This is a genomic window from Bacillus sp. HMA207 (genome assembly GCF_003402455.1).
Taxonomy (GTDB): domain Bacteria; phylum Bacillota; class Bacilli; order Bacillales; family Bacillaceae_G; genus Bacillus_A; species Bacillus_A cereus.
In genome coordinates, this window is the sequence record NZ_BEZT01000001.1 from 238,170 (window position 1) to 261,826 (window position 23,657).

Sequence of the window (23,657 nt, forward strand, 5' to 3'; positions counted from 1 at the left end):
CGTTACAGAATTTTGAAAACTCTGTTTCAATTCATTTTAGTTGTAATTGGAGCGAGAACTTGTTACATATGAAGTATAGCAATTTAAAAGGGGGCAGTTTTGTGAGACATGCGCTCATTACAGCCGGTACGAAAGGTTTAGGAAAGCAAGTAACAGAAAAGTTATTGGCTAAAGGCTATTCAGTAACAGTAACGTACCATAGCGATATCACGGCTATGGAAACGATGAAAGAAACATATAAAGATGTGGAAGAGCGTCTACAATTCGTGCAAGCTGATGTCACGAAAAAGGAAGATTTACATAAAATAGTAGAAGAAGCGATGAGCCGTTTTGGCAAAATTGACTTTTTAATTAATAATGCTGGTCCATATGTATTTGAACGAAAAAAGTTAGTTGATTATGAAGAAGATGAATGGAATGAAATGATTCAGGGAAATTTAACAGCGGTATTTCATTTATTAAAACTTGTCGTTCCGGTCATGAGAAAACAGAACTTTGGCCGTATTATTAATTACGGATTTCAAGGGGCGGATAGTGCACCGGGATGGATTTATCGTTCAGCTTTTGCCGCAGCGAAAGTAGGACTTGTTTCATTAACGAAAACAGTTGCTTATGAAGAAGCGGAGTATGGTATTACTGCGAACATGGTATGTCCTGGTGATATTATAGGCGATATGAAAGAGGCAACTATTCAAGAAGCACGTCAGCTGAAAGAGCATAACACACCGATTGGTAGATCTGGAACAGGTGAAGATATTGCAAGAACCATTTCGTTTTTATGTGAGGACGATTCCGATATGATTACCGGTACAATTATTGAAGTGACTGGTGCAGTGGATGTTATTCATAGACATCGATAGAATAAAATAAGATGAAGTTTCGAATAATTGGACAGTTTATCCATTGTGCTGAGAGGTGCGGATAATACTGTCCTTTAATATAAAATTAAATCTATCGGAAAACTCGTGTTATTTTTTTGTCAAATATTGAGATATTATGTTAAAATATAAGAGCTTAGAAAGCGCTTTAAAAAATGATTCAGGGGTCATTTCATAACTCAAGGGGGAACTAATCATGCGTATCGGTATTCCAACAGAAATTAAGAACAATGAAAACCGTGTGGCAATGACGCCAGCGGGAGCAGTACATTTAGTACAAAATGGTCACGAAGTTTTTGTTCAAAAAGGAGCAGGTTTAGGATCTGGCTTTACAGATGAAGAATACGTACAAGCGGGTGCGAAACTTGTAGAAACTGCTGAAGAAGCATGGAATCAAGATATGGTTATGAAGGTAAAAGAGCCAGTAGCAAGTGAATACGGCTATTTCCGTGAAGGCTTAATCTTATTCACATACTTACACTTAGCTCCAGAACCAGAATTAACGAAAGCATTAATCGATAACAAAGTTGCATCAATCGCATACGAAACAGTACAATTAGACAATCGTTCTTTACCATTACTTGCACCTATGAGTGAAGTGGCTGGTCGTATGTCTGCACAAATCGGTGCACAATTCCTTGAGAAAAACAAAGGCGGTAAAGGTATTTTACTTGCAGGCGTTCCAGGGGTAAAACGCGGCAAAGTAACAATCATCGGCGGTGGTCAAGCTGGTACAAACGCAGCTAAGATTGCAGTAGGTTTAGGTGCAGATGTAACAATCATTGACTTAAGTGCAGAACGTCTTCGTCAATTAGATGATATTTTCGGTAACCAAGTAAAAACATTAATGTCTAATCCATACAACATTGCAGAAGCTGTTAAAGAATCTGACCTTGTTATTGGAGCGGTATTAATTCCGGGTGCAAAAGCGCCAAAACTTGTAACTGAAGAAATGATTCAATCAATGGAACCAGGTTCTGTCGTTGTAGATATCGCGATTGACCAAGGTGGTATTTTCGAAACAACTGATCGTATTACAACTCATGACAACCCAACTTACGAAAAACATGGCGTTGTTCATTATGCAGTTGCTAATATGCCAGGTGCAGTTCCACGTACGTCAACTCTTGCATTAACAAACGTAACAGTACCATATGCAGTACAAATTGCTAACAAGGGCTACAAAGAAGCTTGCTTAGGCAACACTGCATTATTAAAAGGTATTAACACATTAGATGGTTATGTAACATTCGAAGCAGTTGCGGAAGCTCACGGCTTACAATACGCTGATGCAAAAGAGCTTCTTGAAAAAGCTCCTGCTTTATCATAATAGAAATACATTTGAGACCTTCCTTTTCGTGAGGAGGGTCTTTTTTATATGGAGAAATAACATGTGAATAATTGTTATTTATTGGTGTAAAAAATTTTTTATTATGATAATTTAGAATTATATAATAAAAAGAGGGGATTCGATGGGGAGCAAAAAGAGGAAGAAAAAACAGGCAAAGAGACAAAGGTATATAAAGAAAAAACAGGAACAGAACATACCTTTTTCACAAAAAGTAGTCATTACGATAGAGAAAACATTTCGGTATATTTGTATGTTCTTGTATGTGATTTTTTGCTTGTATTTATGTGGGATATTTAAAAGTTTGGGGATAACCCCCAATGTTATTGAAAGTACCTTAGGCGTTCTACTTGTTATGGTAGAAGGAATCTTATTCTTTATATTATTTGATAAAGTATGGCCTAGTCATGAAAGTAAAAAAGATAGAAAAAGAAGCAAAAAATCTTCATACGCTTCAAGCTCATCAGGTGGATTCGGTGACTACAGTAGCAATGACTGTAGTAGCTCAAGTGATGGTGGAGGAGATTGCGGAGGTGGTGGAGATTAAGTTAGTTTTTTAGAAGAACGACTAATGAAAGGATGGGACGAAAGATGGAGACTGTGAACTTAATAGAATTAACAAAGGATATTAAAGATCAACATAAAAACTTCGTCGTTTCAAATATAAACAGTCATTGCTTACGAATCGCTGTATTTACTGGTGAATATGATTGGCACTATCATTCTAATTCGGATGAATTATTTATTGTGCTAGAGGGAGAGTTACTTATTGATTTTGAAGATGGAGAAACGGCGGTTTTAAAGCCAAATGATTCTATTTTAATTCCAGCATGTACGATTCATAGAACGAGAGCATTAAAGAGAACGGTAAATCTTTGTTTTGAACATATAGAGGCTGATACGATTATAGTGGAGCAATTATGAAAAAATTATCTGTAGCCGAGTATAGAAAAGTTCTTCCGGTTTTAGAAGGTAATACAAGAACGATGACATTTGCTTATGCGGTATGTGATCAAGTGGTAGATGGTGAGGTTTTTGTAAACGGGCAATTAACAGCAGGATTAATTATTACAGCTAACGGTATCTATTATTTATTTGGTGATACTGATGATCAAAATTATAACGAAGAGTTATTTTCATATTTAAAAACGGCTATTGAAAAAACAGAGAAGAGATTTACACTCTTTACTTCAAGTGAAGAGTGGGAAATGATGTTAGAAGAGCGTTTTAGTAATACACTTCGGAACATCCCGCGAATGAAATTTCAAAGGGTAACCTTTGAGGAGAGAAAACGAGATTTTAACAAAAATACATATGAAGTGAAGCGTATTGATAGAAGAGATATAGAGCGAAGCAGTGAATTTAAAGAGGAGTACTACAAAGAATATTGGGGATCAAAAGAAACGTTTTTGAATAGTGGTTTTGGATTTTGTATAGAACAAGATGGGATAATTGTAGCTGAATGTGTCTCGATATTTAGCGGGAATGGTTATGCTGAAATAGATATTGCAACACATGAAGCGTATCAAGGGAAAGGATTAGCTCAAGCTGTTGCAACACGGTTCATTGAACATTGCATGCAAAATGATATTATACCGAGCTGGGATTGTTATGTAGACAATATTCCTTCGCGAAAATTAGCTAGTAAATTAAGTTTTTATCATCCAATAGAATATAGTTTGTTTGTACGTAAGAAAACGTGGGAAGAAAAATGAATGTAGAATTAACGAGATTTAAAGTTAAGCCTGGTAAGAGTCATCGAGTAGATGAATGGATGCAACTTCTTAATGACAATATGAAAGAAGTACTTTTGACATTAAACGACGAAAAGATGTATGTTGAGACAATTTTCTGGGAAATAAGAGATGGAGAAGAGTACTTATATTGGTATTCTGTGCAAGGAGAAGGCGGGGCTCTTGTCGAAAATTCTCATTATGAAATCGATAAAAAGCACTTAGCGTTTTGGTATGAATGTATCGATGAAGAAGCACCGTCTATTGATATGAAAACAGAAGTTGTTATGATTCAAGATGTTGTGAAGGAAGCGATGAAATAATAGAATAGTATTTCAGAGAAAAGCGCATCAAAATGGATGTGCTTTTTATTATGAAAAAATTGATAAAAGCTATATTTGGATATCTTTAAGTGAAAATAAGGAGGGATATCGAGAATATTTTAGGATAAACTATAAAGTGAAACTTTAATCAGTGGGGGGCATCCCCCACTGATTATCAGCCCTCACCAATCGGGCTTTTACGGGCAGTTCGACCCCAACCTAACTTCTTTGCTTCCGCTGAGTTTTGATGTGGGGTCTTACTGCCCGTTAATGCGGGATAAAGAAATAAAAAACACAAAACCAAAAAACTTACCAATATAAGGTGTATTCGTAACAGGAAAAACAGAGGATTTACAAAGTTTACAAGGGTCACCGTATATTAAGGCTGCTGTAAGAGGTGTAACAGTTGAGAAATATTGATTACAAGTAATTAATGTGAATAATCAGAAAATTTATGTTATAATATGGGAAAAGGAGGTTTATATGAGGCAAATACATGGAGCAATTTATATTTACATAACAATGTTTTTCGTGGCGGTATCCTATGGATTGGGGCACGTGTATTCGCATCCTATACTAACTTTTTTAAGCGGAGCATGTATGGCGTTTGCGCTTCTTGTCCACCTTTTCTCGGTTTGGATCGTGAAATTTCAATTAAATATTAGTGAAATAGAAGAAGGCACTTTTTGAGTGGCCTTCTTTTTTAGTAATATTGGCGAAGCCCTGGTAGCAATTTTTCAATTTCACATTCGGTTTCTTTACATATGGAAAGTGTACGTAGTCTGAAAAATAAGCTACGTAAGAAAGATTTTATATTTCCGTATAAAAATTCGTATGATTCAATATGTAGCGTGGATTTTTTTACTTGTAATTGAGCTACTAAATCATGAAGGGCTAATATGAGTACTTCTTCCTTTAGGTCATTTTGCAGCATTGCGACAATCGGATAAACGATACGTTCATCTTCTTCATATTTGTAGTAAATAGAATGAACACAAACTTTGTTTAATAAATTTTGTAATATTTCTTCGTAATATAAAGTTTCCAGTTTAGGACTATTCACAAGCGCCTCAAATGTATCGGAAGCATGAGCGATACTATGTGCCCAGCCGTGGTCTTGGACATATCCACGGAAATCATGCTCGTTGTTCATATATAGAATTAATTGATCTTTTACAGTTAAAATATCATTCTGTGATAAGAAATTATGATTTGTATCTGCATCTATAATGAGGGCAATTAATAATGTTGTAAATGCTCGGGTAAATACGGCATCTTCGTCATCCGAATGAATCTTATACAATAAATATTTTTCACTAATGCTTTCTAATAATAATTTCTGTAAGTGTGTATGTGAAATGTAGTCTTTTTTGATGAGATGATAAAAAGTAGAGTAAATAAGTTTGTCTCTTAAATAGCTATCGGTAACACCGATGTGCTCAAGCATATTGGAACTTAAAGAATCAATGTTAATTGTGTTGTCCAGTATGTAATTATTATTACGAATTTCTTCTAACTGTTGTTGTAACATATAAACCTCCTGTTTTAGAAAATTCTGTATTTTTATAATATAATAAGAGGAAGAAATAGACAATAAATAAGTGCATTTGAATGGAGGGGGCATTATGAAGAGAGCATTATTCTTTTTCATTAGTATTTTCTTTTTAGGAAGCTGTTCCATTTCGTATGTTACTTTTTCTAGCGAGAGCAAAAGTTGGACTGGACAATATAAAGGGCATATTAAGGATGACAGTGAAGATGGGATGTTTACGTTTCAATATAAGGGCGGGGATGGAAAGACAGAATTTAAAAACTTAGAGATTGCTATTAATAGAGCCTTTAGTACAATGACACAAACGTCAGAAGTTCATAGAGGAGCAAAGGTTGAAATGAAGTCTTCTTGTGTAAGTTGCGCGCCTATCTCTAAAGATGAACCAATAGAGATTGTGATTAAATGGGATGATAAGTATGAGGAGAAGATGGTGCTAAATTTGAAATAGCCTAGAGTAAGGAGTTAAAAATGAATAGGCATATGAAAATTGTTATGTTTTTAAGTGTATTTCTAGTCGTATTATCAGCGTGTGATACAAAACAAGTAGAGCAAGTAACGGTAAAAGAAGTACCTAAAGAAGGGTATATCATATTAAGAAATGACACGGTGTTTTTTGCCGATGATAAAACGTTTGAAACAAAAGTAGAGTTGCAACATTATATAGAACAACAAATGAATAAAGAGCATCCAGCACATATAGTCTTGAGCTTTAAGGACAAAGACACATATAAACAGTTAAAAACAGGGGATAAAATAAAAGTATGGTTTTCTCAAATACTTGAAAGTTATCCAGCAAAAATGATTGTAGAGAAATTTGAAATAGTAGGGAAATAGAAAAAGGCAGCACTCCCGCTGCCTTTTTTATTATTTTACAAATTGTAACTCTTTCGGGAATTTCGTTAAAATTTCTGATCCGTCTTTTGTGATGTAAATATCATCTTCAATACGAACGCCACCTACGTTTGGTACGTAAATACCAGGTTCGATTGTGAAGACCATACCTTCTTTTAATGGAGACTCGTTACCAGCTTTTACATCTGGATATTCGTGTACGCTAATTCCAAGTCCATGACCAAGTCGGTGCGGGAAGAAGTCTCCGTAACCTGCATCTGTGATAACAGAACGAGCAGCATTATCGATTGCGCCAAGTGTAAAACCTGGTTTACATGCTTCAACTGCTTGTAGTTGTCCAGCAAGTACAGTGTTGTAAATACGAGTTTGCTCTTCAGAAATCTCACCGAATGCTACTGTACGTGTAATATCAGAGCAATAACCATCAATGATTACGCCTAAATCAAATAGTACGAAATCGCCGCGTTTCATTTTGTTTGCGCCAGGAATACCGTGTGGAAGAGCTGAGTTCGCACCTGCTAATACCATCGTATCAAATGACATTTTATGTATGCCTTTTGTTTTTAATTCGTGTTCAATAATTGCTAATACTTCTAGTTCACTACGATCTTCTTTAATTGCATTTACACCAACTTCAACAGCATAGTCCGCCATTTTAGCTGCTTCGCGTAAAATAGAAAGTTCTTTTTCATCTTTAATTAAACGAAGTTCGCGAACTTTCTCCTCAGCTGATTTGAAAGCTGCATTTGGGAATAATTTCGTTAATTCTTCGTAGCGCTCTACGTTTAAATGTTCTTTTTCAATTGCAACTGCATTTGCATTGATGCCGCGGTCTTTAATTGCTTTTGCAATCATATCCCATGGTCTGTCAGTATCAGTAAATCCGATAATTTCATGTGCCCAGCCAGCGTTACGTGCTTGACCTTCTTCCATTTTAGGGCAAATTAAAATAGGTTCTTTTTCTTGGAATACAAACATACCAAGTAATCTTTCGTGTGGTTCACAGTGGAAGTTTGTCATGTAGAAGACGTTCGGTGTAGAAGTTAAGAACGCAGCTTCTACGTTTTTTTCTTTTAGCCATTGCATTAAATTTTCTAATCTAGCATTCATCGATTGGCACCCCCGAGATATTTAATTACAAATATAACTTTAACTCGGAAGAAAGCGTTATGACAAGTAAATAGATGTTAGAAAAGACAGGGAATTGAAAAATCATGTAGAATAAAAAGTGAGAATGTGAATAGGGGAGGAATGTAATAATGAAAGTATCTTATCATGGACATTCAGTTGTGAAAATTGAGGCGAATGGAAAAGTTATTTTAATTGACCCGTTTTTAACAGGTAATCCGAAAACAGATTTAAAAGCTGAAGATGTAAAAGTGGATGCAATTCTTTTATCGCATGGACACGGTGATCATGTTGGAGATACAGTAGAACTTGCGAAGAAAAATAATGCAGTTGTTGTAGCGCCATTTGAACTAGCAACATTTTTAAGTTGGCAAGGTGTAAATACACACCCGATGCATATTGGTGGTTCACATGAATTTGACTTCGGAAAAGTGAAGCTTACACAAGCATTCCACGGCTCTAGTTATATTGATGAAGAAAATAAGACGATTACATATACAGGTATGCCAGCAGGTATTTTATTTACAGCAGAAGAGAAAACTGTATACCACGCAGGAGATACTGCACTATTCTCTGATATGAAGTTAATTGGGGAATTAAATAAAGTTGATCTAGCATTTTTACCAATTGGTGATAATTTCACAATGGGACCAGAAGATGCTGTACTAGCGGCAAAATGGATTAATGCGAAAACTGTTGTACCGATGCATTACAATACGTTCCCAGTTATTGAACAAGATCCATATCAATTTGTAGAAAAGCTACAAAATTGTACAGGGAAAGTATTAGAAGCTGGAGAAAGTATTACACTATAGAAAAGAAACCCTTCATTTGAAAAGAAAAGTGAAGGGTTTTTTACGTGTGTAGGACAGCTTTTAATGCTTGTATTTGTTTTGGTGATTCTTTTCTTTTGGTACGTGGTTGTTCAGGTGTTTCATTCAATTCCATTGCAACTTTTTTCCCATCTACGAAAGCTAAAAATACAGCACCTACAACCTCTAAAAATTTTTTCATCATGTGTTCGCTCCTTTGTTTTATTTCTTGTCTTAATTGTATAGGCAATTAAGTGGACGAACTATCGAATGAGATGACAATAGCATTACATTGTTGTAATAGAATGACTGGTGGAATGTAAGAGTCATTTTGTTATAAAAAAAATAGTACAGGTATGCAAAGAGAGAGTGTAACAGTTTTGAAAATATAGTATACTGAAAGTACAACACATGAAGAATTTAGGGAAAAGAAAGTATGGTGAAACCATTTGGCTACCAAGCATAACCAAATTTTAGAACATATTAATAGCCTGCCAGTAGGCCATAAAATTTCTGTAAGACAAATTGCGAAAGATTTGAGTGTAAGTGAAGGGACCGCTTACCGTGCAATTAAAGATGCAGAAAATAAAGGATATGTTAGTACAATTGAACGTGTCGGAACAATTCGAATTGAACAAAAGAAGAAAGAGAATATCGAAAAACTGACATATGCAGAAGTCGTTAACATTGTCGACGGTCAAGTACTTGGGGGCAGAGAAGGACTACATAAAACATTAAATAAATTCGTAATCGGAGCTATGAAGTTAGAAGCGATGATGCGCTATACAGAAGCTGGGAATTTACTCATTATTGGTAACCGTACCAATGCACATGAATTAGCGCTAGAAACTGGAGCCGCTGTATTAATTACGGGCGGCTTTGATACGGAAGATCATGTGAAGAAATTAGCAGACGAATTAAAGCTGCCGATCATTTCAAGTAGCTACGATACATTTACGGTCGCAACGTTAATTAATCGTGCAATTTATGACCAACTTATTAAGAAAGAAATTGTACTCGTTGAAGATATTTTAACGCCAATTGAAGAAACGTTATATTTAAAGCCGAGTGATACAGTACAGCAATGGCATGCATATAACGAAGAGACAATGCACGGAAGATATCCAATTGTCGATGAAAGTAACAAAGTACTAGGAATCGTAACTTCAAAAGATATGATCGGAGTAGCGAAAGAAACACCAATTGATAAAGTAATGACAAAACACCCAATTACAGTGAACGGTAAAATGTCTGTCGCAGCTGCGGCACGTATGATGGTGTGGGAAGGAATTGAATTACTTCCTGTCGTTGAGGAAGGAAACAAACTGCAAGGTATTATTAGCCGTCAAGATGTACTTCAGGCACTGCAAATGATTCAACGTCAGCCACAAGTTGGAGAAACCATTGATGATATTGTAACGAATCAATTTATGACACCAAAAGAAGCGAAGAATGAGCATCTATATCAATTTTCGGTGACGCCGCAAATGACGAACTCAATCGGGACGTTATCGTACGGTGTATTTGCAACAATTGTGACAGAAGCGACAAATCGCGTCATTCGTGCGCAAAAGAAAAGCGATTTAATTGTTGAAAACTTAACGATTTATTTCGTAAAGCCGGTTCAAATTGATAATGTTGTATCTGTTCATCCGAAAGTATTAGAAATTGGACGTAAATTTGGTAAGGTCGATGTAGAGGTGCATCATGAAGGTAATGTTGTTGGAAAAGCATTACTTATGGTTCAGTTAATCGATAAATAAAAAGATGGAACAAATCGTTTTGATTTGTTCCATCTTTTTTTGTTGTTTTAAATTTGAAAGGCATGATTTTAGATGGGAGTTTTAGTGAAATATGTATGGGATGGAGTGGAAAAGTAATGTGAGAAAAGACGGAATAATAATTCAATTCAGTTGTATATTGTGTTATGATTATATTGTAAGAAAATGGAATCGTGAGAGGTGGTATGCATTATGTCGTCAGCCGTACTCTTTTTTGGTAGTATCGCACTATTTTACTTTCTTGTAATGATACCGATTCAATATTTATATTTACAAGGTTTACATGAAAAAAAGGAAAAGACAGGATTATCTCAGCGAGAGCTATATGAAAAAATGTCTTTTGGAGAAGAACAATTACATTTTCACGTACAAGGGAACCCATTTAATATACCATCTGCGTTTGTTGCGTATATGATTTTGAAAGTTAAGGGACGTAAAAAAGCATCACAATATTGATGCTTTTTTACGTTGCTTCATAGACTTCAGCTTCTTTAACTGCTAATGGCAAGAAATGTTTGTATTGGCGAAACCCGTTAAATACACTTGCACTACCAAATAGAACGAATAAAACACCAACGATAATACGAGCGGTTGAAAGTTCTAAAAAGAATTGGTTTATCCCGAAAAATAAAACGAATGAACCGAGTGCCATTGCGGATTTTCCTGAGAGCCAACCTTTCTCCATTGGGCGGTTTGTACGAAAGTATTTTGTTTTGTAAAAGAGGTACAACATAAATGAGACGATAATACAGAAGACTAATACTGGCATAATGAACACTCCCATCGCTTTGTGAAAAATAATAGAAAAGAAAAAGAAATATCTAAACTTTCTAACTTTTATTATAAAGCAATTGTTCGCATGTATGAAATACTTTCCGTTATAATGGAGGATAAAGTGAAGAAGTTGATTAAAAAGGAGATTATACATATGCATGAGCAAATTTTAGGAGCAATTAAAGAGTTTGATACAATTATTATTCATCGCCACGTGCGTCCGGATCCAGATGCGTTAGGTTCACAGGGTGGTCTTGGTACAATTCTACAAGAATCGTTTCCAGAGAAAAATATTTATACGGTTGGGTACAATGAACCGTCACTAGCATACTTACGAGTAATGGATGATATTGAAGATAGTGTATACGAAAATGCGCTTGTTATTGTTTGTGATACTGCGAATCAAGAACGTGTTGACGATCAACGCTATACAAAAGGGAAGATGTTAATTAAAATTGATCATCATCCAAATGAAGATCCATATGGAGATATTACGTGGGTAGATACGACAGCGAGTTCTACAAGTGAAATGATTTATGAGTTTTATAACTATGGAAAAGATAAAGGATTAAAAATAACAAAAGAAGCAGCCCGCCTTATTTTAGCAGGAATTGTTGGAGATACAGGTCGTTTCTTATTCCCGAATACGACAGCAAAAACACTTCGTTACGTAAGTGAGCTTGTTGACATGGGTGTGAAATTCACAGATTTATACAATGAGATGTATAAGACAAAAGAAAAAATTGCTCGTTTAAACGGTTATATTTTACAAAACTTTACGATGGTAGAAGAAGGAGCAGCTTACATTAAATTAACGAAAGAAGTATTAGAAGAGTTTGATGTACTTCCTTCTGAAGCATCTGGTGTTGTTGGAGCGCTTGGCAATATTGATGGATTAAAGGCGTGGGTTCTATTTTTAGAGGAAGACGACGTAATTCGTGTTCGTCTTCGTTCAAAAGGACCAGTTATAAACAAATTAGCAATGCAATATAACGGCGGGGGGCATCCGATGGCTTCTGGTGCGAAGGCATCTTCTTGGGAAGAAGCGGATCGTCTTTTTGCTGATTTACGTGAGATTTGTAAATAAGAGACTATATGTTAGAACGAAAAGAAGGAGCGGCGCTAAAGCCCTCCTTCTTTATTTTTCTTTCTCTATAGTAATGCTAATTTCAAGCACTGTATCAAAAGATATTGTATCGACTTTAAAACGGTATAGCCGATCGTAATGTTTGTACGTTTTATTTTCGATTACCTTTTTAAGTAGGTCTTTATTTTTTGCGATACTTTGAATGTTTTTCGTTAAAAGATGTTGGAGGTCATTATGGATAGATGTAGTCATATTTTCGAGTGTGAGATTGTCTAAATCGTATTTTTCTCGATTGATAAGTTTTATTTTAATCTCTTGAATGGTTAAGAGCCGTTTATTTTCAGTGTTCAATTTTTCTTGATCTTCGAGAAGGACGTGGAGCTTTGCTTCTTGTTTTTCTATAATTTCTCTTTGTTCTGCTATTTTACTAGCTTGTTCTTCTTGAAAAACACCGTATATGTACAAAAAAATAAACCAGCTCAACACGCCTCCAACAGCAGCCCCAGCTAATACTAAGTACCATCTTTTTGCTGTATTGGCACTTGGTACTCTCATACATGTTCCTGCGTTAGCCATTTAATAATAATGAGACCTGTTTGCATACCACCAGTTGCGAAAAAAATAAGGAGAATTTGCTTTACGATATCTTTCATATCTCCGCCAAAGAAACTTCTTTCAAAGCTATAAAAGGTATCGAATGTTCCGCCGATTGCTGCAACGAGTGCCCAAATTCTTAAATTTTGGGCGAATTGATTAATGTAAGTTAGAGCTGGTTTTCCGATAAGAAACGCACCAAATCCACCAATTAATGAACCGCCAAGTATAACCCCAAAGGCAATAAAATAACTAATAATAAGCAGAGAGAAAAAAGTATGTTCTCTTACATCCATCGTCATTCCCCTTTCTTCTTCATATATATGGACAAAGTATAAGAAGTATGTTTTGATTTCCGCTTTCCTCATCACCTATAATAAAAGTAGTCAAATAGGTAAAGAGAGGGTACAACAGTGAAGTTTGTGCATTTACAATGTCAAACCGTTTTTAGTTTATTAAAAAGTGCTTGTAAAATTGATGAGCTTGTAGTCAGGGCGAAAGAACTCGGTTTTTCATCGCTGGCTATTACGGATGAAAATGTTATGTATGGCGTTATTCCGTTTTATAAAGCATGTAAGAAACATGGTATACAGCCTGTTATTGGATTAACCGCTTCTATTTTTAGTGAAGAAGAAGAAAGGTCTTATCCGCTTGTATTACTTGCTGAGAATGAAATAGGCTACCAAAATTTATTAAAGATTTCTAGCAGTATTATGACAAAGTCCAAAGAAGGTATTCCTAAGAAGTGGCTTGCGCATTATGCGAAAGGATTAATTGCAATTTCACCAGGTAAAGATGGCGAAATTGAGCAATTATTACTAGAAGACAATGAGAGTCAGGCTGAAGAAGTAGCTCGCACGTATCAAAATATGTTTGGCCATTTTTATATGAGTTTGCAGCATCATGCGATTCAAGATGAGTTGCTTTTACAAGAGAAACTACCTGAATTTATTAGTAGGGTTAATATTCCGGTCGTTGCAACAAACGATGTGCGCTATATCAATCAAAGTGACGCGCTTGTTCACGAATGTTTACTATCTGTTGAAAGTGGAACGAAAATGACTGATCCAGATAGGCCGAGGCTGAAAACAGATCAGTATTATTTAAAGTCATCGGATGAAATGGAAGCACTATTTTCCCACGCGCCGGAAGCAATCCAAAATACAATAAAAATTGCAGAGCGTTGCCAAGTAGAAATACCGTTCCATGTAAATCAACTTCCGAAATTTCCTGTTCCGTCTAATGAAACGAGTGATATATATTTGCGTCGTGTTTGTGAAGAAGGTTTGCGGAAACGATATGGTGAACCGAAAGAAGTGCATATAAAGCGTTTGGATCATGAATTAAATGTTATTTCTCGTATGGGATTTAGTGATTATTTCCTCATCGTATGGGATTTTATGAAGTATGCACATGAAAATCATATTCTAACAGGACCAGGTCGTGGATCGGCAGCTGGTTCACTCGTTTCATACGTATTAGAAATTACAGATATTGATCCAATTGAATACGATCTATTATTTCAAAGGTTTTTAAATCCTGAACGTGTGACGCTTCCCGATATTGATATTGATTTTCCAGACGTAAGACGTGATGAGATGATTCGCTATGTGAAAGATAAATACGGTCAGCTCCGTGTTGCGCAAATTGTAACGTTTGGTACGCTTGCAGCAAAAGCGGCAATTAGAGACATTGCCCGCGTAATGGGGCTTCCGCCGCGAGATATTGATATATTTTCAAAACTTATCCCATCAAAGCTTGGTATAACGTTAAAAGATGCATATGAAGAATCACAATCACTTCGTGAGTTTATACAAGGGAATCTTCTGCATGAGCGTGTATTTGAAATCGCAAAACGTGTAGAAGGTTTACCACGTCATACGTCTATTCATGCGGCTGGTGTTATTATGAGTCAAGAACCGCTAACAGGAAGTGTAGCAATTCAAGAAGGACATAACGATGTTTATGTTACGCAATATCCAGCCGATGCGCTAGAAGAACTTGGTTTGCTTAAGATGGACTTTTTAGGATTACGTAATTTAACGTTACTTGAAAATATTATAAAATTTATCGCGAACAAAACAGGGAAAGAAATCGATATAAGAAACTTACCTCTTCAAGATGAAAAGACGTTCCAATTATTAGGGAGAGGGGATACAACAGGTGTATTCCAGCTTGAGTCGGGTGGTATGCGAAATGTACTTCGCGGGTTAAAACCGAATGAGTTTGAAGATATCGTAGCTGTTAACTCGTTATACAGACCAGGACCGATGGAACAGATACCGACTTTTATTGAATCGAAACATGGAAAAAGAAAAATTGAATATTTACATCCGGATTTAAAGCCAATTTTAGAAAGAACATACGGCGTCATTGTATACCAAGAACAAATTATGCAAATTGCATCGAAGTTAGCTGGTTTTTCGCTCGGAGAAGCAGATTTACTGCGCCGTGCGGTGAGTAAAAAAAATCGTGATATTTTAGATCAGGAACGTAAGCATTTCGTCCAAGGATGTTTGCGAAATGGTTATGATGAGACATCCGCAGAGAAAATTTATGATTTAATTGTAAGATTTGCGAATTACGGTTTTAACCGAAGTCACGCTGTAGCTTACAGTATGATCGGATATCAGCTTGCCTATTTGAAAGCGAATTATACGCTGGAATTTATGACGGCATTATTATCAAGCGCAATTGGAAATGAAGATAAGATTGTACAGTATATACGAGAAACGAAGCGGAAAGGTTTTCACGTTTTGCCACCGTCTCTTCAGAGGAGTGGCTACAACTTCCAAATAGAAGGGAATGCGATACGTTACAGTTTACTTTCGATCCGAAATATTGGAATGGCTACAGTGACGGCATTATTAGAAGAACGAGAGAAAAAAATGTTCGAAGATTTATTTGAATTTTGTCTTCGTATGCCGTCAAAGTTCGTAACGGAGCGTAATTTAGAAGCTTTCGTCTGGTCGGGATGTTTTGACGATTTTGGTGTTTCGAGAACGAATTTATGGAAAAGTATTAAAGGGGCGTTAGAGTACGCGAATCTCGCACGTGATTTAGGAGATGCTGTTCCAAAATCAAAATATGTACAAGGAGAAGAGTTATCTTTTATTGAACAACTAAATAAAGAGAAGGAAGCGCTTGGCTTTTATTTATCAAGTTATCCGACAGCGCAATATGTGAAGTTAGCAAAAGAATTAGAAATTCCATCTCTCGCTCAGGCGATGCGACACAAGAAAAAAGTACAAAGAGCTATTGTGTATATAACAAGTGTGAGAGTGATTCGTACGAAAAAGTTTCAAAAGATGGCATTTATTACATTCTGTGATCAAAATGATGAAATGGAAGCAGTCCTCTTCCCGGAAACGTATATACATTTCTCGGATAAGTTGCAAGAAGGAGCAATTGTTTTAGTTGACGGTACGATTGAGCTAAGAAATCATAAGCTGCAATGGATTGTAAATGGACTATATCCGCTAGAGGAAATGGATGTTTATGAAGAAAAGAAAGACGCATCTGTTTACGTGAAATTGCCGTCTCAGTATGAGAAAAAGCTTTTAAATCAGGTTACGAAAATATTGTTCGACTATTCAGGTTTTGCGAAAGTACTAATTTATTATGAAAAGGAACATAAAATGGTACAATTATCTCGGAGTTTATCGATTCATCCAAGTGAAGAATGTTTAGGAGCACTTCGTGAAATTGTCGGGGAAGAAAATGTAGTTGTGAAAATATAATGGACAATTTCCCTACACTTCGATTATTATAGTAGTAGTGTTCGTGGTCAGACCACTTGGAGAAATTGATATCAGCAAGAATAATTTGAGGAGAGTGGATAGTTTGTCAACACTTCGTGAAGAAGCACTTCACATGCATAAAGTGCATCAAGGAAAATTAGAAACTGTATCAAAAGTAAAAGTAGAAAATGCAAAAGATTTAAGTCTTGCATATTCTCCAGGGGTTGCAGAACCTTGTAAAGAAATTTATGACGATAAAAGTAAGGTATATGAATATACGATGAAGGGAAATATGGTAGCAGTTGTGACAGATGGAACAGCTGTACTTGGTCTTGGTAACATTGGACCTGAAGCATCTCTTCCAGTAATGGAAGGTAAAGCTGTATTATTCAAGAGCTTTGCTGGTGTAGATGCATTCCCAATTGCCTTAAATACAAACGATGTAGATAAAATTGTTGAAACTGTAAAATTAATGGAGCCAACTTTTGGCGGCGTTAACTTAGAAGATATCGCAGCACCAAACTGCTTCATTATTGAAGAGCGTTTGAAAAAAGAAACAAATATTCCTATCTTCCATGATGATCAACACGGAACAGCTATTGTAACAGTAGCAGGTCTTGTAAATGCACTGAAATTAGTTGGAAAGAAAATGTCTGACATTAAAGTTGTCGCAAATGGCGCAGGTGCAGCAGGTATTGCAATTATTAAACTTTTATATCGCTATGGTGTACGCGACATTATTATGTGTGACCGTAAAGGCGCAATCTATGATGGTCGTCCTACAGGTATGAATCCGGTGAAGGATGAAGTTGCAAAATATACAAATAAGAATCGTATAGAAGGTTCTTTAGCTGATGTTGTACAAGGTGCGGACGTATTCATTGGTGTATCTGCAGAAGGTGCATTAACAGAAGAGATGGTTCGTACAATGAATGACGATGCGATTATTTTTGCAATGGCGAATCCAGTTCCAGAAATTATGCCAGAATTGGCAAAAGCAGCGGGCGCAGCTGTTGTTGGAACAGGTCGTTCTGACTTCCCGAACCAAGTAAATAATGTACTGGCGTTCCCTGGTATTTTCCGCGGTGCACTTGACGTACATGCGACACAAATTAACGAAGAAATGAAGATGGCAGCTGTACAGGCTATTGCTGAGCTTGTAGCAGAAGATGAGTTAAATGCAGACTATATCATTCCGGCACCATTTGACGCGCGTGTAGCGCCTCAAGTAGCGGCTTACGTTGCAAAAGCAGCAATGGAGACAGGAGTAGCTCGCCGTCAAGTAGATCCAAATGAGATCGCTGAAAAAACAAAACAATTAGCGCTGATTGGTAAAGAATAAGCGAGGAATTTCCATTGACATCATCAAATACAAAAGTATATCTCGAAATTGTAAAAAAAATCCGTTCCATTATGGAAGAGGATGGTTTGGTGGCGGGGGATCGTTTGCCGTCTGAGCGTGAGTTAAGTTCACGCTTAAACGTAGGACGTTCCTCTGTAAGAGAAGCATTGCGTGCTTTAGAACTGGTAGGATTGATTGAAACGAGACGTGGTGAAGGGACGTTTATTCGAAACTTTTATGATAACGGTCTTGTACAATTAATTGCTCCGTTCTTATTGCAAGATGAGAAAACAATTCGTGATTTATTACAAACGAAACGATTACTTGAGAAAGATATGATTCGAATTGTATGTAATTTACCGAAAGAAACGTTTTCTAAAGTACTAAGTAGATTACACCAAGTACTTGAAGGAAATGAAAGCTCAGTCCCAACGCTTCATCAAACGTTCTTTAAAACACTTATTGAACAAGTCGATAATTATTTACTATATCGCATTTGGATGATCGTAAATGATTACGTAGCAACTCTTTCTTGTAAAGTTTCAAGAGATTCTATCGATATGTATAGAAAGCTTTATGCTACTTTGGAAGAAAAACAAGAAAATGATGCACTAAAAATTTACGATGAATTAGTAGAGAATATACAGTTTCACTCGTAATGTATAAAATTTGTCGAAATGACCATGACACGTTATGACAAACATTCTACCGCGTAGCGGTTAAAGTTAAACGTAAAGAGTGAGGTTATTAGACAGATTGAGAAGATAAGGCTAACATCAAACTTTGGTGTTAGCCCCATTTTCTTCTTACGCTAACCTTAGCTCTCAACGAAGGGGGTCAAATTGTGCTAAGAGATTTATTCGTGAAAAAGAAAAAGTACGCTGCAATACCTTCAGAACAAGTACGAAAAGATGTACCAGATGGCGTTATGACAAAATGTCCGGAATGTAAAAAAATCATGTATACGAAAGAACTTCTAAAAAATTTAAAAGTATGTGTGAATTGTGGATATCATCATCCTATGAATGCATGGGAACGTCTTGATAGTATATTGGACGAAGGGTCATTCCGTGAGTATGACAAAGAAATGGTTTCGTTAAATCCACTCGAGTTTCCAGGTTATGAAGAGAAACTAGAGAGCGATCGTAAGAAGACTGAATTGAACGAAGCGGTTGTAACTGGTGAAGGAACAATTGATGACATGCTTGTTGTTGTTGCAGTAATGGATTCTCGTTTTCGAATGGGGAGCATGGGCTCTGTAGTAGGAGAAAAAATCGCCCGTGCGGTTGAAAAGGCGTACGACTTACAAGTTCCATTTATTATCTTTACTGCTTCGGGTGGTGCCCGTATGCAAGAAGGTATATTAAGTTTAATGCAAATGGCAAAAACAAGCGTAGCTTTGAAAAAGCATAGTAATGCAGGAGGATTATTTATTTCTGTTATGACTCACCCAACGACGGGCGGGGTTTCAGCGAGTTTCGCTTCACTTGGTGATTATAATCTTGCAGAACCAGGTGCACTTATCGGATTTGCTGGTAGACGTGTAATTGAACAAACGGTGCGTGAGAAACTACCAGAAGATTTCCAAACGGCAGAATTCTTACTAGATCATGGTCAATTAGATGCGGTGGTGCATCGTGATGATATGAGAGAATCACTTCGCAAGATTTTAGAAGTTCATCAAGGAGGGGAAATGGCTGTATGGCAGAGCTAGAATTTGAAAAACCAGTTGTTGAGCTAAGAAATAAGATTCGTGAACTGAAAGACTATACGAAAAACAGCCAGATGGACTTCAGTGAGGAGATTCGTATTTTGGAAGAAAAGCTAGAAAATTTAGAGGAAGATATATACGGCAATCTGAAAGTATGGGACCGTGTTCAAATTGCTCGTCATGCTGAACGACCGACAACGCTCGATTATATTGAGCACTTATTTACTGATTTTTTCGAATGTCATGGAGATCGTCTATTTGGCGATGATGCAGCGATTGTCGGCGGCATTGCGAAATATAAAGGGATGCCTGTAACTGTAATTGGGCATCAGCGCGGAAAAGATACGAAAGAAAATATTCGCCGTAACTTTGGAATGCCTCATCCAGAAGGATATCGAAAAGCATTACGTTTAATGAAGCAGGCGGAAAAGTTCAATCGTCCTATTATTTGTTTTATTGATACGAAAGGAGCTTATCCTGGTAAAGCTGCTGAAGAACGTGGTCAAAGTGAAGCTATCGCCCGCAATTTATTTGAAATGGCAGGTTTAACGGTACCTGTTATTTGTATCGTTATCGGCGAAGGTGGTAGTGGTGGTGCGCTAGGCCTTGGAGTTGGAGATTACATTCATATGCTAGAAAATTCCACTTATTCTGTTATTACACCAGAGGGTGCAGCGGCAATTCTTTGGAAAGATGCAGGAAAAGCAAAGGAAGCTGCAGAGGCAATGAAAATTACAGCAGCAGATTTGAAAGAATTAGGTGTAATTGACGAAATTATTCCAGAAGCAAGAGGCGGAGCTCACCGTAATGTTTTGAAACAGTCAGAAAATATAGACTTAATGATTCGGAAAACTTTTGAACAATTAAACGGAATTTCGAAAGATGAATTAATCGAAAAACGTTATGAAAAATATATGAAAATTGGGCAAGTTTCGTTTTCAAACGCTTCCATTTGGATAAAATAAGAAAAGCGTGCGTTCCACTTCGCGAATGCACGTTTTTATTATGAAAAGACACATCTTCTCCATTGTATTTTTATATTTTTTCGTGTTATTTTATTATAAGGCAAATAATCTTTATGAGGTGAGTACAAATGAAACGTATTGGTGTATTAACAAGTGGTGGAGATTCACCTGGTATGAATGCTGCCATTCGTGCAGTTGTTCGTAAAGCGATTTTCCATGATATTGAAGTATATGGTATTTACCATGGATACGCTGGATTAATTTCTGGTCACATTGAAAAATTAGAACTTGGTTCTGTTGGCGATATTATCCACCGCGGTGGTACAAAATTATATACAGCAAGATGTCCTGAGTTTAAAGATCCAGAAGTACGACTAAAAGGTATCGAGCAATTAAAGAAACACGGTATCGAAGGACTTGTTGTTATTGGTGGAGATGGTTCTTACCAAGGCGCTAAAAAATTAACTGAACAAGGATTCCCATGTGTTGGTGTACCAGGTACAATCGACAATGATATCCCTGGAACAGACTTCACAATTGGTTTCGATACAGCTTTAAACACTGTTATTGATGCAATTGATAAAATTCGTGACACAGCTACATCTCATGAACGTACATATGTTATCGAAGTAATGGGACGTCACGCTGGTGATATCGCATTATGGGCTGGTTTAGCTGATGGTGCGGAAACAATCTTAATTCCAGAAGAAGAGTATGACATGGATGATGTTATCGCTCGTCTGAAGCGTGGTAGTGAACGTGGTAAAAAACACAGTATTATCGTTGTAGCTGAAGGTGTTGGAAGTGCAATTGACATCGGTAAGCACATTGAAGAAGCAACAAACTTTGATACTCGTGTAACTGTATTAGGTCACGTACAACGTGGTGGATCACCAAGTGCACAAGACCGTGTATTAGCAAGTCGTCTTGGCGCAAGAGCAGTTGAATTGTTAATTGCTGGTAAAGGCGGACGTTGTGTAGGTATTCAAGATAACAAACTTGTTGATCATGACATTATCGAAGCGTTAGCTCAAAAGCATACAATCGATAAAGATATGTATCAATTATCTAAAGAATTATCCATCTAATCGGCGTAATGTCAGATATTTGGGAACGGTTTCATAATTTTCGGAGGTGCAATATGCGTAAAACTAAAATTGTATGTACTATAGGTCCTGCTAGTGAAAGTATTGAAAAATTAGAGCAATTAATCGAAGCAGGTATGAACGTTGCTCGTTTAAACTTCTCTCATGGTAGCCATGAAGAGCACGGAGCTCGTATTAAAAACATTCGTGAAGCTTCAAAGAAGACTGGTAAAACAGTTGGTATCTTACTTGATACAAAAGGTCCAGAAATCCGTACTCACGACTTTGTAGACGGACAAGCTGAGCTTGTAACAGGTGCAGAAGTAGTTCTTTCTACTGAGCAAGTATTAGGTACTGCAGAGAAGTTCTCTGTATCTTATGCTGGTCTTTATGACGATGTAGACCCAGGTTCTCGTATTCTAATCGATGACGGTCTTATCGAACTAGAAGTAATCGAAAAAGCTGATGGAAACATCCGTACAAAAGTTCTTAACAGCGGAACTGTAAAAAATAAAAAAGGTGTTAACGTACCAAACGTAAGCATTAAGCTTCCTGGTATCACTGAAAAAGACGTAAAAGATATCATCTTCGGTATCGAGCAAAAAGTTGATTTCATTGCAGCTTCATTCGTACGTAAAGCGTCTGACGTATTAGAAATCCGTGAATTATTAGAAGAGCATAACGCTCAATACATCCAAATCGTACCAAAAATCGAAAACCAAGAAGGTATCGACAATATCGATTCAATCTTAGAAGTTTCTGACGGTTTAATGGTAGCTCGTGGTGACATGGGTGTAGAAATTCCACCGGAAGAAGTACCGTTAGTACAAAAACGTCTAATTAAAAAATGTAACGTGTTAGGTAAACCAGTTATTACTGCAACACAAATGTTAGATTCTATGCAACGTAACCCACGTCCAACTCGTGCGGAAGCAAGTGACGTAGCTAACGCAATCTTCGATGGTACAGATGCAATCATGCTTTCAGGTGAAACAGCTGCTGGACAATACCCAGTAGAAGCAGTAACAATGATGGCTAACATTGCGGTACGCGTTGAAAAATCATTGCAATATGAAGATATGTTCAAAAAACGTATTAAAGAGTTCACTCCAACAATTACAGATGCAATTAGCCAATCTGTTGCACATACAGCACTTGCTCTTGATGTAGCTGCAATCGTAGCTCCAACAGAAAGTGGATATACTGCGAAAATGATCTCTAAATACCGTCCAAAATCTCCAATCGTAGCTGTAACATCTGACGAGCAAGTAGGACGTCGTCTTGCACTTGTTTGGGGTGTACAAGCATTTATGGCTGAGAAGCGCGCAGCTTCAACTGATGAAATGTTAGATACAGCAATTCAAACAGGTATGGATGCAGGTCTAATCGGACTTGGAGATACTGTAGTGATTACTGCTGGTGTTCCAGTTGCTGAAACTGGTACAACAAACTTAATGAAAATCCACGTTGTTGGTGAAGAAATTGCTAAAGGACAAGGAATCGGTCGTAAAGCTGCAAAAGGTAAAGTAGTTGTAGCGAAAACAGCTGCTGAAGCTGTAGCGAACGTAAACGAAGGTGATATCCTTGTTACAACAAGCACTGATAAAGATATGATTCCTGCAATCGAAAAAGCTGCAGCTTTAGTTGTAGAAGAAGGTGGCTTAACAAGCCATGCAGCTGTTGTAGGTGTATCAATCGGTATTCCTGTTATCGTTGGTGTAAACGGCGTAACAGCAACTTTAAAAAATGGCCAAGAAGTAACAGTTGATGCAGCACGCGGAATTGTTTATAATGGACATGCGGAAGTGCTATAAGTAATACGGAGAGAAGGATCGGAGTCCTTCTCTTTTTTTTACACAAAAACGAGATAGAATTAGCTTAAAGCGCCTAGAATTGCTTTTAAAAGCTGTTTGTTATGGGTTTTAATATGAAAGGGTATCTATATTTCATAT

Annotated in this window: 26 protein-coding genes; 20 read left to right on the forward strand and 6 right to left on the reverse strand. The window is 36.8% G+C overall.

Going from position 1 to position 23,657, the window contains the following annotated elements:
* Positions 1 to 68 precede the first annotated feature (68 nt).
* From HMAS_RS01405 to HMAS_RS01440, 7 genes are all read left to right on the forward strand, one after another.
* Entirely contained in the window at positions 69 to 860 is a 792-nt protein-coding gene (locus tag HMAS_RS01405; RefSeq protein ID WP_002024902.1) for an SDR family oxidoreductase, read from the forward strand.
* A 214-nt stretch (positions 861 to 1,074) separates the two neighbouring features.
* Positions 1,075 to 2,208, forward strand: a complete 1,134-nt coding sequence (gene ald, locus HMAS_RS01410; RefSeq protein ID WP_001219403.1) for an alanine dehydrogenase — start codon at positions 1,075 to 1,077, stop codon at positions 2,206 to 2,208.
* 142 nt (positions 2,209 to 2,350) lie between these two features.
* Positions 2,351 to 2,773 carry a hypothetical protein gene (locus HMAS_RS01415; RefSeq protein ID WP_000534941.1) on the forward strand — a complete coding sequence of 141 codons (423 nt, stop codon included), beginning with the start codon at positions 2,351 to 2,353 and terminating at the stop codon, positions 2,771 to 2,773.
* A 44-nt stretch (positions 2,774 to 2,817) separates the two neighbouring features.
* The gene (locus HMAS_RS01420) at positions 2,818 to 3,150 is read left to right on the forward strand and encodes a cupin domain-containing protein (protein WP_000450926.1); all 333 of its coding nucleotides are present in this window, start codon (positions 2,818 to 2,820) and stop codon (positions 3,148 to 3,150) included.
* Entirely contained in the window at positions 3,147 to 3,941 is a 795-nt protein-coding gene (locus HMAS_RS01425) for a GNAT family N-acetyltransferase (RefSeq protein ID WP_086389539.1), read from the forward strand. Before HMAS_RS01420 ends, HMAS_RS01425 begins: the two co-directional genes overlap by 4 nt.
* The gene (locus tag HMAS_RS01430) at positions 3,938 to 4,282 is read left to right on the forward strand and encodes a DUF6176 family protein (protein ID WP_116344679.1); all 345 of its coding nucleotides are present in this window, start codon (positions 3,938 to 3,940) and stop codon (positions 4,280 to 4,282) included. Before HMAS_RS01425 ends, HMAS_RS01430 begins: the two co-directional genes overlap by 4 nt.
* Before the next feature lie 483 nt (positions 4,283 to 4,765).
* A complete protein-coding gene (locus tag HMAS_RS01440) occupies positions 4,766 to 4,972 on the forward strand; it encodes a hypothetical protein (RefSeq protein WP_001248908.1) in 207 nt (68 codons plus the stop codon).
* A gap of 13 nt (positions 4,973 to 4,985) precedes the next feature.
* On the opposite strand, the gene HMAS_RS01445 is transcribed toward HMAS_RS01440, so the two are convergent.
* Complete coding sequence (locus HMAS_RS01445) at positions 4,986 to 5,813, reverse strand: DUF2785 domain-containing protein (RefSeq protein WP_116344680.1); 828 nt, start codon at positions 5,811 to 5,813, stop codon at positions 4,986 to 4,988.
* 94 nt (positions 5,814 to 5,907) lie between these two features.
* On the opposite strand from HMAS_RS01445, the gene HMAS_RS01450 reads away from it, so the two are divergent.
* On the forward strand, positions 5,908 to 6,282 hold the full coding sequence (locus HMAS_RS01450) for a hypothetical protein (RefSeq protein ID WP_116344681.1): 375 nt from the start codon (positions 5,908 to 5,910) through the stop codon (positions 6,280 to 6,282).
* Between the two features lie 20 nt (positions 6,283 to 6,302).
* Complete coding sequence (locus tag HMAS_RS01455) at positions 6,303 to 6,668, forward strand: DUF3221 domain-containing protein (RefSeq protein WP_001079378.1); 366 nt, start codon at positions 6,303 to 6,305, stop codon at positions 6,666 to 6,668.
* Between the two features lie 30 nt (positions 6,669 to 6,698).
* On the opposite strand, the gene pepQ is transcribed toward HMAS_RS01455, so the two are convergent.
* Positions 6,699 to 7,796: a Xaa-Pro dipeptidase gene (gene pepQ / locus HMAS_RS01460; protein WP_116344682.1), complete on the reverse strand. Its 1,098-nt coding sequence runs from the start codon at positions 7,794 to 7,796 to the stop codon at positions 6,699 to 6,701.
* A 149-nt stretch (positions 7,797 to 7,945) separates the two neighbouring features.
* Between pepQ and HMAS_RS01465 the strand changes: the two genes are divergently transcribed.
* Entirely contained in the window at positions 7,946 to 8,629 is a 684-nt protein-coding gene (locus HMAS_RS01465) for a metal-dependent hydrolase (protein ID WP_000868926.1), read from the forward strand.
* A 40-nt stretch (positions 8,630 to 8,669) separates the two neighbouring features.
* Here the strand turns inward: HMAS_RS01465 and HMAS_RS27580 are convergent, their stop codons facing one another.
* Positions 8,670 to 8,831: a hypothetical protein gene (locus HMAS_RS27580; RefSeq protein WP_000976017.1), complete on the reverse strand. Its 162-nt coding sequence runs from the start codon at positions 8,829 to 8,831 to the stop codon at positions 8,670 to 8,672.
* 244 nt (positions 8,832 to 9,075) lie between these two features.
* Here HMAS_RS27580 and HMAS_RS01470 point away from each other — a divergent pair, with 244 nt between their 5' ends.
* On the forward strand, positions 9,076 to 10,389 hold the full coding sequence (locus tag HMAS_RS01470) for a CBS domain-containing protein (RefSeq protein WP_000201572.1): 1,314 nt from the start codon (positions 9,076 to 9,078) through the stop codon (positions 10,387 to 10,389).
* 210 nt (positions 10,390 to 10,599) lie between these two features.
* Positions 10,600 to 10,863: a DUF3949 domain-containing protein gene (locus HMAS_RS01475; RefSeq protein ID WP_000093045.1), complete on the forward strand. Its 264-nt coding sequence runs from the start codon at positions 10,600 to 10,602 to the stop codon at positions 10,861 to 10,863.
* Between the two features lie 7 nt (positions 10,864 to 10,870).
* Here the strand turns inward: HMAS_RS01475 and HMAS_RS01480 are convergent, their stop codons facing one another.
* Positions 10,871 to 11,176, reverse strand: coding sequence for a YtpI family protein (locus HMAS_RS01480; protein WP_001144776.1), 306 nt, complete (start codon positions 11,174 to 11,176; stop codon positions 10,871 to 10,873).
* 159 nt (positions 11,177 to 11,335) lie between these two features.
* Between HMAS_RS01480 and HMAS_RS01485 the strand changes: the two genes are divergently transcribed.
* Entirely contained in the window at positions 11,336 to 12,268 is a 933-nt protein-coding gene (locus HMAS_RS01485; protein WP_000545136.1) for a DHH family phosphoesterase, read from the forward strand.
* Between the two features lie 51 nt (positions 12,269 to 12,319).
* Here HMAS_RS01485 and ytrI read toward each other — a convergent pair whose 3' ends face one another.
* Both ytrI and HMAS_RS01495 read right to left on the reverse strand, forming a co-directional pair.
* Entirely contained in the window at positions 12,320 to 12,823 is a 504-nt protein-coding gene (ytrI, locus tag HMAS_RS01490; RefSeq protein ID WP_001265736.1) for a sporulation membrane protein YtrI, read from the reverse strand.
* Positions 12,820 to 13,233: a YtrH family sporulation protein gene (locus tag HMAS_RS01495; RefSeq protein ID WP_002005839.1), complete on the reverse strand. Its 414-nt coding sequence runs from the start codon at positions 13,231 to 13,233 to the stop codon at positions 12,820 to 12,822. The genes ytrI and HMAS_RS01495 overlap by 4 nt, the downstream gene beginning before the upstream one ends.
* Before the next feature lie 42 nt (positions 13,234 to 13,275).
* On the opposite strand from HMAS_RS01495, the gene dnaE reads away from it, so the two are divergent.
* The 7 genes from dnaE to pyk all read left to right on the forward strand — a co-directional run bounded on the left by dnaE (position 13,276) and on the right by pyk (position 23,519).
* Positions 13,276 to 16,602: a DNA polymerase III subunit alpha gene (dnaE, locus tag HMAS_RS01500; protein ID WP_116344683.1), complete on the forward strand. Its 3,327-nt coding sequence runs from the start codon at positions 13,276 to 13,278 to the stop codon at positions 16,600 to 16,602.
* Positions 16,603 to 16,735: 133 nt separating this feature from the next.
* Positions 16,736 to 17,944, forward strand: a complete 1,209-nt coding sequence (locus tag HMAS_RS01505; RefSeq protein ID WP_161508111.1) for an NAD(P)-dependent malic enzyme — start codon at positions 16,736 to 16,738, stop codon at positions 17,942 to 17,944.
* A gap of 14 nt (positions 17,945 to 17,958) precedes the next feature.
* Positions 17,959 to 18,603, forward strand: coding sequence for a FadR/GntR family transcriptional regulator (locus HMAS_RS01510; RefSeq protein WP_000204448.1), 645 nt, complete (start codon positions 17,959 to 17,961; stop codon positions 18,601 to 18,603).
* A 185-nt stretch (positions 18,604 to 18,788) separates the two neighbouring features.
* Positions 18,789 to 19,658, forward strand: a complete 870-nt coding sequence (gene accD / locus HMAS_RS01515) for an acetyl-CoA carboxylase, carboxyltransferase subunit beta (RefSeq protein ID WP_000942856.1) — start codon at positions 18,789 to 18,791, stop codon at positions 19,656 to 19,658.
* Positions 19,646 to 20,620 (forward strand): acetyl-CoA carboxylase carboxyl transferase subunit alpha, encoded by a 975-nt coding sequence (gene accA / locus HMAS_RS01520; RefSeq protein ID WP_000818805.1) that lies wholly within the window; start codon positions 19,646 to 19,648, stop codon positions 20,618 to 20,620. Before accD ends, accA begins: the two co-directional genes overlap by 13 nt.
* A gap of 128 nt (positions 20,621 to 20,748) precedes the next feature.
* Complete coding sequence (gene pfkA, locus HMAS_RS01525; RefSeq protein ID WP_000821157.1) at positions 20,749 to 21,708, forward strand: 6-phosphofructokinase; 960 nt, start codon at positions 20,749 to 20,751, stop codon at positions 21,706 to 21,708.
* A 53-nt stretch (positions 21,709 to 21,761) separates the two neighbouring features.
* Complete coding sequence (pyk, locus tag HMAS_RS01530; protein ID WP_001232673.1) at positions 21,762 to 23,519, forward strand: pyruvate kinase; 1,758 nt, start codon at positions 21,762 to 21,764, stop codon at positions 23,517 to 23,519.
* Positions 23,520 to 23,657 lie beyond the last annotated feature (138 nt).

Excerpts from the sequence above, each read along its gene's own strand:
- accA (WP_000818805.1), top strand. The coding sequence starts at position 19,646 with ATGGCAGAGCTAGAATTTGAAAAACCAGTTGTTGAGCTAAGAAATAAG.
- HMAS_RS01440 (WP_001248908.1), top strand. The coding sequence starts at position 4,766 with ATGAGGCAAATACATGGAGCAATTTATATTTACATAACAATGTTTTTC.
- pfkA (WP_000821157.1), top strand. The coding sequence starts at position 20,749 with ATGAAACGTATTGGTGTATTAACAAGTGGTGGAGATTCACCTGGTATG.
- HMAS_RS01430 (WP_116344679.1), top strand. The coding sequence starts at position 3,938 with ATGAATGTAGAATTAACGAGATTTAAAGTTAAGCCTGGTAAGAGTCAT.
- HMAS_RS01425 (WP_086389539.1), top strand. The coding sequence starts at position 3,147 with ATGAAAAAATTATCTGTAGCCGAGTATAGAAAAGTTCTTCCGGTTTTA.
- HMAS_RS01480 (WP_001144776.1), bottom strand. The coding sequence starts at position 11,176 with ATGCCAGTATTAGTCTTCTGTATTATCGTCTCATTTATGTTGTACCTC.
- HMAS_RS01505 (WP_161508111.1), top strand. The coding sequence starts at position 16,736 with ATGCATAAAGTGCATCAAGGAAAATTAGAAACTGTATCAAAAGTAAAA.
- HMAS_RS01450 (WP_116344681.1), top strand. The coding sequence starts at position 5,908 with ATGAAGAGAGCATTATTCTTTTTCATTAGTATTTTCTTTTTAGGAAGC.
- HMAS_RS01415 (WP_000534941.1), top strand. The coding sequence starts at position 2,351 with ATGGGGAGCAAAAAGAGGAAGAAAAAACAGGCAAAGAGACAAAGGTAT.
- ytrI (WP_001265736.1), bottom strand. The coding sequence starts at position 12,823 with ATGAGAGTACCAAGTGCCAATACAGCAAAAAGATGGTACTTAGTATTA.
- HMAS_RS27580 (WP_000976017.1), bottom strand. The coding sequence starts at position 8,831 with ATGATGAAAAAATTTTTAGAGGTTGTAGGTGCTGTATTTTTAGCTTTC.
- pepQ (WP_116344682.1), bottom strand. The coding sequence starts at position 7,796 with ATGAATGCTAGATTAGAAAATTTAATGCAATGGCTAAAAGAAAAAAAC.
- HMAS_RS01485 (WP_000545136.1), top strand. The coding sequence starts at position 11,336 with ATGCATGAGCAAATTTTAGGAGCAATTAAAGAGTTTGATACAATTATT.
- ald (WP_001219403.1), top strand. The coding sequence starts at position 1,075 with ATGCGTATCGGTATTCCAACAGAAATTAAGAACAATGAAAACCGTGTG.
- HMAS_RS01465 (WP_000868926.1), top strand. The coding sequence starts at position 7,946 with ATGAAAGTATCTTATCATGGACATTCAGTTGTGAAAATTGAGGCGAAT.
- HMAS_RS01405 (WP_002024902.1), top strand. The coding sequence starts at position 69 with ATGAAGTATAGCAATTTAAAAGGGGGCAGTTTTGTGAGACATGCGCTC.
- HMAS_RS01475 (WP_000093045.1), top strand. The coding sequence starts at position 10,600 with ATGTCGTCAGCCGTACTCTTTTTTGGTAGTATCGCACTATTTTACTTT.
- pyk (WP_001232673.1), top strand. The coding sequence starts at position 21,762 with ATGCGTAAAACTAAAATTGTATGTACTATAGGTCCTGCTAGTGAAAGT.
- HMAS_RS01420 (WP_000450926.1), top strand. The coding sequence starts at position 2,818 with ATGGAGACTGTGAACTTAATAGAATTAACAAAGGATATTAAAGATCAA.
- HMAS_RS01455 (WP_001079378.1), top strand. The coding sequence starts at position 6,303 with ATGAATAGGCATATGAAAATTGTTATGTTTTTAAGTGTATTTCTAGTC.
- HMAS_RS01445 (WP_116344680.1), bottom strand. The coding sequence starts at position 5,813 with ATGTTACAACAACAGTTAGAAGAAATTCGTAATAATAATTACATACTG.